The organism is Okeania hirsuta (genome assembly GCF_003838195.1).
In the GTDB taxonomy this organism is placed as follows: domain Bacteria; phylum Cyanobacteriota; class Cyanobacteriia; order Cyanobacteriales; family Microcoleaceae; genus Okeania; species Okeania hirsuta.
In genome coordinates, this window is record NZ_RCBY01000306.1 from 1 (window position 1) to 7,239 (window position 7,239).

Sequence of the window (7,239 nt, forward strand, 5' to 3'; positions counted from 1 at the left end):
ATTAATAATTAATAATTAATTATTACCTCTCCTTGAAAACGGATAGGATTGACGCAAAAGGTAATTTTTTTTCTTCTCTTGGTCGATTGGATATGGCGAGGAAACCTCGCCATCCCACCCTTCGGGAAGCTCCGCTAACGACCGCTTTTTCTCCTTTAAAGGAGAGGCTTTATACCAATTCCCAAAAATAAGCTATACTTCCCATGGAACTTCAGTTATTAAGTAATAATAATGGTTGAATCATGTTTGTAACGATTATCAGCATTAAACCAAGATATCTTATATCTTTTCACCCTACTCTCTACTCCCTACTCTCAAGGAGATGTAGCAAAACTTTTGAGATTTGGTATTAAACCTTAATTATTCGGTAAGGTGATAGGCGATAGGTTTTAGATGGTGAAAAAAAACTTACTTTTGTTTGCTACTCCCCCTACTCCCCTACTCCCCCACATCAAAAAAGAAAGTTTAAAAGAATCTAAAAAAACAAGGTAAAAGCAATAAAAATTGATATGGCGAAAAACTTTAGAGAAAATCAGGACTGACGCATAACCACCATACCTAATAGGGGCAAACGGCCGTTTAATCCTACAGATGCTGCATGATTCAATAGTTCGCGTAAGTCCTGAAAATATTATAGCAGTCGAAGCAAAGGGCGCGGACATATCAAAAGCTTAAAACTCAGACAACGCCAGATTTTTCCTTATTCCTTCTTCCTTCTTTCTTCTGCTATATAAATTAAAAAAAACCTACAAATTCTATATATTCTTTTAAAATTAAATTAACATTGAGTTTGATTTTGAGGATTTTGAGGATGATGATTTATGACTCCTGAAACAATAGTAAAGCAATCTTTAGGAACAACAGGCGGATATACAACATTTAGTGCTGACAACTTCAACGCTTATGTAATGAACACTTACGGGCGTTTCCCCATTGCTCTTGAACGGGGCGAAGGTTGTCGTGTTTGGGATACTGAAGGAAAAGAATATCTGGATTTTGTTGCCGGAATTGCTACCTGTACCCTTGGTCATGCTCACCCCGTAATGATGGCAACAGTCTCGCAACAAATTCAACGACTACATCATGTATCTAACCTATACTATATTCCAGTTCAGGGAGAATTGGCACAGTGGTTGACAGAACACTCCTGTGCCGACAAAGCATTTTTCTGTAATTCTGGAGCAGAAGCAAACGAAGGAGCAATAAAATTAGCCCGCAAATATGCTCACGAAAAATTAGATATTGAAAATCCTATAATTTTGACTGCCCATGCTAGTTTCCACGGACGTACTCTAGCAACTATTACCGCAACGGGACAACCAAAGTATCATAAAGGTTTTAGCCCCTTAATGCCAGGATTTTATTATGTGCCCTACAATGATATTGCTGCGATAGAAAGCGCGATCGCTGAATTAGACAAAGACAAACGACAAGTTGCAGCTATTATGCTAGAAGCACTCCAGGGAGAAGGAGGTGTTCGCCCTGGTAATGTGGCTTACTTTCAAAGAATTAGAGAAATTTGCGACGAGAAAGGCATTCTCTTGATATTAGATGAAGTACAAGTAGGTATGGGTCGTAGTGGCAAACTTTGGGGATATGAAAATTTAGGCATCGAGCCAGATATTTTTACTTCCGCTAAGGGACTAGGTGGAGGTATTCCCATTGGAGCAATGTTATGCAAATCTCACTGTGATGTTTTTGAACCTGGTAGTCATGCTAGCACTTTTGGTGGAAACCCTTTTGTTTGTTCGGTAGCGCTCGCTGTTTGTCAAACTTTGGAACAGGAAAATTTGTTGACAAATGTACAGCAGAGAGGCGAACAGTTGCGAGTAGGGTTAAATGCTATTGCCACTAAGTATCCCGATCTATTTAGCGAAGTGCGCGGTTGGGGTTTAATTAATGGTATGGAGTTGAAGGCAGATGTGGAGTTGACTTCTATCGATCTAGTCAAAGCTGCCATGAATGAGGGTTTATTGATCGTACCTGCGGGGCCGAAAGTATTGCGTTTTGTGCCTCCACTTATTGTAACTGCTGCCGAAGTTACTGAAGCTGTGGATGCTTTGGCAAGAGCGATCGCAACTTTAGTTAAGTAGAATCAAATCAGGTTGTACAGTTATCCAAAAATTTCTGCCGAAAACGAAGTAGGGATGTTTTATGGAGCGTCCCTACATATTTCTAGTATAGAATCATTGTTCTTTCCTGACTAATTCTATATTTAACTTATTATAAACTTCATATAATTTTTAAACTATGGTAACTCGAAAAGTTAGTATCTGGGGTAATTCCCTTGGAGTTATACTTCCGCAAGCGATTATCCAAGAGGTGGGCTTAAAAGAAGGAACAACTGTTTCTATATCTACAGAAGGTAATAAAATTATTCTGTCACCTACCAAACCTAAATACAGCCTTGAGGAGCTACTTAAAGAGGCTACTCCAGATATGCAGCATGATGAATTAGATTGGGGTGAGTCGATGGGAGCAGAAAGTTGGTAAAAATTGATGGAATTGTCCCCGAACGAGGTGACATCATTCAATTGCAGCTTAATCCAAGAACTGGTAGCGAACAGGCGGGCTACCGCCCTGCAGTGATATCACCATTGCTTTACAACCGCATTTCCAAAATTCTTTTGGTTTGCCCCATCACCAGTAAAAAGAAAGGATGGCCTTTTGAGGTTGAACTGCCTGCTCAGATACAAACTCATGGTGTTGTGCTGGTGGATCAGTTAAGAGCTGTTGATTGCAGTGCCAGAGGTGCAAGTTTTGTTGAAAAAGCAACTCCTGAATTAATTGATGAGGTTTTGGCTAGGTTGGAACCTCTCGTAACTTAACTAGCTATCAGCTATTAGCTATCAGCTATCAGCCTAAAAATTTGGGCGTTGCTGAATTAAGGCATGATTGTAGAAATTCGTGATCGCTAAACTCTCAAATAATTTATATTATTTGAATCAGGAGTTGGCACATCTGTAAATTTGAGATAGTGAATTAATATTCAATATAATTAGGGCTTGCTGATTAAATCTAAAAGCATTTATAGATAAAGGTTTTAGCCTTTTTAGCTCTGGAAAAAGTATCTAGTTTTCAGCTCTATTATGTTATGCTCAAAAAGTTAGCATTTTGGGCAGGAGAGTAGCCTAAAAATTACTCCCCTACTCCTCTACTTCCCCGCTCCCCTACTACTCAAAAAAGACTGTTTCAGCAAACCCTAATTAGGTATTTGGGCGTTGCTGACTGGTGGGTATGATTTGATGATTTTGTATTTGGGATTTTTTATTTTGGATGGTTTGAACTACTTGTTAATATTAACTTTTCCCTGTTCCCTGTTCCCTGTTCCCTGTTCCCTGTTCCCTGTTCCCTGTTCCCTGTTCCCTGTTCCCTGTTCCCTGTTCCCTATAAACCTACTTTCATACCTTAATTCAGCAATGCCGGTATTTGTTTGTGGAGCATTCCGCCAGGAAACGCTTTTTCATATTTATGAAAATAGACATCTCCTATAAAGTCTTTTAATTGCCCCTATTATTCGTAACATTCTTTTTTCATGCTTGGTATGATAGATATCTCCAATAGACATATCCATAAAAGAGGGAACAGGGAACAGATAACAGGTAACAGGGAATAATAATTGATAATTTATGGATAATAATTGATTTTATTTTTAATTTTTACCAGATGTCTAATAATAAAAAATAAAATCAATCATCCCACAGAAATAATTGATGATTTCTCTCTACTGCCTACTGCCTACAGCAAAGCTGCCTACTCCCTACTCCCTAATAATGAATAACATTAATTATAAATTCAAACAATTAAAAATCTGGCTAGGAATAGGAGTCGCGATCGCTTTTCTTTCTATTTTCCTATGCGCAATAGTAAGCTCGCCAAAATTAGTCACCGCAAAAGTTATACCTGAAAAAAAAGAGGTGCGTGGAGTCTGGATAACGAATGTTAGTAGTACCGTATTATTCGCTCCCTGGGGAATTAACCGCGCCCTCCGTCAACTTTCTCAACTCAACTTCAACACTGTTTATCCCGTAACCTGGAATAGAGGCAACACATTTTATCCCAGTGAGGTTGCTCAAAAAGTCACGGGTCAACCTCAAGACCCTACCCTTGCCACATTTCGCCTTGGTGGAGATGTACTCAGAGAAATATTTACACAGTCCCACCGCCAAGGTTTACGAGTCATTCCTTGGTTTGAATATGGTTTCATGGCACCAATAAATTCTCTGTTAGTCAAACGCCATCCCCACTGGGTGACAACGAGTCTGGACAAAAATAGAAATTTTTCCGAGGATATATTTGAATTAGAACTTAAAGACCTGCTCCCAGAACCAGATGAACAGTCTTTATTAACAACACTAAAACAGTCACTCTCTATCAATAATGTTTGGCTTAACCCCATTCACCCCCAGGTGCAAAAATTTTTTATCGACCTGGTATTAGAAGTTGTCAAAAAATACGATGTCGATGGCATTCAAATAGACGATCGCTTTGCCATGCCAGTACAATTAGGCTACGATCCAATTACAGTTCGCCTCTACAGGGAACAACATCAGGGTAAAATGCCTCCAGAAGATTTTACAGACCCAGAATGGATGCAATGGCGAGCAAATCAAATAACTGCTTTAATGGAAAGACTTTATAAAGCCGTCAAAGCAGTTAAACCTAATTGTATAGTATCCTTGTCTTCTAATCCTGATGACTTTGCTTATAAATTATATTTGCAAGATTGGCCAACTTGGATCAAGCGAGGTATAGTAGACGAATTTGTTTTACAGGTGTATCGAGATAACTTACCCTCATTTTTAGCAGAATTAGAACAACCAGAAGTGAAATTGGCCAAAAGTAAAATTCCTTTCAGTATAGGTATCCTCACAGGCACCATGAAAACTTCCATGAAGATAGAGCAAATTCAACAACAAGTAAAAGCAGTACGCGATCGCCACTTTGCGGGAGTTTCTTTTTTCTATTGGGAAACTTTATGGGGTTATTTGACTCCAAATTCACCCCAAGAGCGCCGGACTGGTTTCAAGAAAATGTTTCCTACCTCTGTATCTCGTCCGAAACTTTGAGAAGTCAAAAGTCAAAAGTCAAAAGTCAAAAGTCAAAAGTCATATGAATTCAAAAGTTAAAAACTAGGGAGCAGTAGTGGACTGTTTCAACTAAAATGATGCAATAGGAAATTGGCTAGAGATTGCTTTCCTACGGAATGCTAGGCAAACACTATTGTTTGCTATCGCAAAGCTACGCTAACGCCATGACAATTCTAATGCACTATTTAAGATGAAACGGTCCACTACTGGCGTGTCAAGCTTGAAATAGTGTTTTAGGAAAATTCTCCAAACCTTAGTCAGAGCAAGAATTATACTAAAAAATTTAATAAACCATTTTCAGCTTGACACGCCACTACTAATAACTATCCATTTTCAAGGAGAGGTAATTATTAATTATTAATTATTAATTGTAGAAGAGCTTGTGTCAATTACTAAATCATATTATTATCCATCTCATACTAAGTCCAAAACCATCGGCTGGGGTTTTTGGTTACAGTGGGTATTTTTCACTGTTGTCGGCTTTTTGGTCAGTTTAATATTTGTAGAAGTAGGTGTTAGACCCTATATTGGTGCTTTTTCAGGAGCCATGGGCGGTGCTGTCATCGGATTAGCCCAATGGTTGGTACTGAGAAATTATATTTTCCGAAGTAGATGGTGGGTTGTATTAACTATTGTGACATGGTTATTAATCGGGGCCAGTAGTTTAGGAGCATTAGGTTGGGTGGCCCCACGAACAGAACAAATTTCAGTCAGGCTATTTCATGGGTTGATTAATGGAGCTATTGTGGGGGCAATTTTGGGATTAGGCCAATGGTTTGTACTCAGGAAGCAAATTTATTGGGAAGAATGGTGGATAATTGCCAATATTATTGCTTGGTCTGTAGGTTTATCCCTTGGTTGGGCAGTGGGTGGATTTATGTATGGGGCGATCGGTCTATTTATTAGTGAAGTAATAGGTCTGTTGGTAACATGGTTTTTTGTCGCTGTTGTTACTGGTATTGCTTTGGTACGTTTATATTCAGGTCCTTGAAAAGGGGAGTGTAGGGAGTCAGTCCAGTAGGGGCGGGTTTGGCCTTAAGTTAATTGCTTAACACTAAATTTAGATGAACCCGCCCTTTGAGAAGTCAGAAGTAGGAGTCCAGTAGGGTGCGTTAAAGAATTAGCTCTGTTCCCTCCCCCCACTTTTGACTTAATTTCTAACTTTTAACTTTTGACTTTTAATTTTTGAGTTATTTCTAATTTACTCCAAAAGTTATAGAAACAGAACTAGAATACGAAGCGTATTTGGCAGTGTTAGAAGAGCTAACTTTCGCTAAAAATCTTACTCAGGAGGAAAAAGCTTTATATGATTTGTTAGTTTTGTTAATAGAAAATTATGAAGCTGAAAACTATCCTATGGCATCAGTGAAACCTTACGAAGTTTTACAGCACTTAATCACAGCAAGCGGAATTAGTCAACAAAATTTAGTAGGAATTATTGGTTCTGATGAGGTAGTTTCTCAGGTCGTAGATGGTCAACTTTCTTTGAATAACTGGCAAGCAAAAGTTCTAGCAGATTATTTCCAAATCTCTCCAACGATTTTTCAATTGTAGGTCTTTTAATAATGAATAATGAATAATTAATAATTAATAATTAAAGAATTCAGCTTTATTAGCTTCCCCTTGAAATGGGAAAAAAAGCGGTCGTTAGCGCAGCTTTCCCGTAGGGTGGGATGGGGAGGAAACTTACGCCATATCCATGAGACCAAGAAACAAATCCTTTTAACTGATCCTCTTACACTTATAAGAAGAGGTAATTCTAAATTCTAAATTCTAAATTCTAACCATGGTTCAAACTAATTTCAAAACTGCTAATCAATTGTTGCGGGAGGGCAAGCTCGATGATGCTGTGGCTGCTTACCGTGAGGCGATCGCTCTTAATCCTGGTTTTTCCCATACTCATCATAATTTGGGGGAGGCTTTGGTTAAGGTGGGGCGCATAGATGAGGCGATCGCTGCTTTTGGTCAGGCTGTGGCCATAAATCCTCAAGCTTCCTGGTCTCTCTACAAGTTGGGGGTTTTGTTACAGGGTGAAGGTCAATTTCAGGAGGCTTTGGGTTATTTTCGTCGGGCCGTGAAGCAGAAGAGCGATGTGCCAGAGTTTTATCTTGGTTTGGGAGCGGTGTTGGTGAAGTTGGGGCAATGGTCA

The 7,239-nt window shown here is 39.0% G+C and carries 7 protein-coding genes; all 7 read left to right on the plus strand.

The genetic code is table 11. The features are described from left to right. Nucleotides 1-821: 821 nt before the first annotated feature. Nucleotides 822-2,093, plus strand: a complete 1,272-nt coding sequence (locus D5R40_RS28695; protein WP_124147405.1) for an aspartate aminotransferase family protein — start codon at nucleotides 822-824, stop codon at nucleotides 2,091-2,093. Nucleotides 2,094-2,250: 157 nt separating this feature from the next. Continuing rightward, nucleotides 2,251-2,493 carry an AbrB/MazE/SpoVT family DNA-binding domain-containing protein gene (locus D5R40_RS28700; protein ID WP_124147404.1) on the plus strand — a complete coding sequence of 81 codons (243 nt, stop codon included), beginning with the start codon at nucleotides 2,251-2,253 and terminating at the stop codon, nucleotides 2,491-2,493. Then, the gene (locus D5R40_RS28705; protein ID WP_124147403.1) at nucleotides 2,487-2,828 is read left to right on the plus strand and encodes a type II toxin-antitoxin system PemK/MazF family toxin; all 342 of its coding nucleotides are present in this window, start codon (nucleotides 2,487-2,489) and stop codon (nucleotides 2,826-2,828) included. The genes D5R40_RS28700 and D5R40_RS28705 overlap by 7 nt, the downstream gene beginning before the upstream one ends. Before the next feature lie 945 nt (nucleotides 2,829-3,773). Continuing rightward, nucleotides 3,774-5,069 (plus strand): glycoside hydrolase family 10-like protein, encoded by a 1,296-nt coding sequence (locus D5R40_RS28710; protein ID WP_192901138.1) that lies wholly within the window; start codon nucleotides 3,774-3,776, stop codon nucleotides 5,067-5,069. Nucleotides 5,070-5,472: 403 nt separating this feature from the next. Continuing rightward, nucleotides 5,473-6,081 (plus strand): hypothetical protein, encoded by a 609-nt coding sequence (locus D5R40_RS28715; RefSeq protein ID WP_124145506.1) that lies wholly within the window; start codon nucleotides 5,473-5,475, stop codon nucleotides 6,079-6,081. Between the two features lie 260 nt (nucleotides 6,082-6,341). Further along, a complete protein-coding gene (locus tag D5R40_RS28720) occupies nucleotides 6,342-6,644 on the plus strand; it encodes a helix-turn-helix domain-containing protein (protein ID WP_205127402.1) in 303 nt (100 codons plus the stop codon). Between the two features lie 232 nt (nucleotides 6,645-6,876). Continuing rightward, a partial coding sequence (locus D5R40_RS28725; protein ID WP_124155574.1) for a tetratricopeptide repeat protein occupies nucleotides 6,877-7,239 on the plus strand: 363 nt, incomplete at its 3' end.

What these genes read in the sequence shown, in the direction of transcription:
- D5R40_RS28695 (WP_124147405.1), top strand. Translation starts at nt 822, where the DNA reads ATGACTCCTGAAACAATAGTAAAGCAATCTTTAGGAACAACAGGCGGA.
- D5R40_RS28700 (WP_124147404.1), top strand. Translation starts at nt 2,251, where the DNA reads ATGGTAACTCGAAAAGTTAGTATCTGGGGTAATTCCCTTGGAGTTATA.
- D5R40_RS28710 (WP_192901138.1), top strand. Translation starts at nt 3,774, where the DNA reads ATGAATAACATTAATTATAAATTCAAACAATTAAAAATCTGGCTAGGA.